This window comes from Pseudomonas sp. PME37.24/006 (assembly GCF_055556635.1).
In genome coordinates, this window is the sequence record NZ_JBVHNL010000222.1 from 1 (window position 1) to 253 (window position 253).

The 253-nt window shown below is 66.0% G+C and carries 1 protein-coding gene; it reads left to right on the forward strand.

The window, feature by feature from the left end; all coding sequences use genetic code 11:
• Positions 1–253, forward strand: a 253-nt coding sequence (locus tag ACZ3GY_RS24490; RefSeq protein WP_465912396.1) for an IclR family transcriptional regulator domain-containing protein, incomplete at both ends; no start/stop codon positions are given.

The following is a 253-nucleotide window of genomic DNA, read 5'->3' on the forward strand; positions in this document are numbered from 1 at the left end:
TGACACGGAGCTCGATCAGCACCTCTCCATGCTGGACCTGAAAGCCGTCACGCCGTTCACGATCGTCGACAAGGTCGTGCTGAAGGCGCGGATCATTGCCGATCGCCAGCAGGGCTACTCGCTCGTCGATCAGGAAGCCGAGCTGGGCTTCCGCTCCATCGCCGTGCCGGTGCGGCGGCACGACGGCGCCATCGTCGCGGCGATGAACGTCGGCGCGCACGTCGACCGGATCTCGCCCGGCAAGATGATCGAC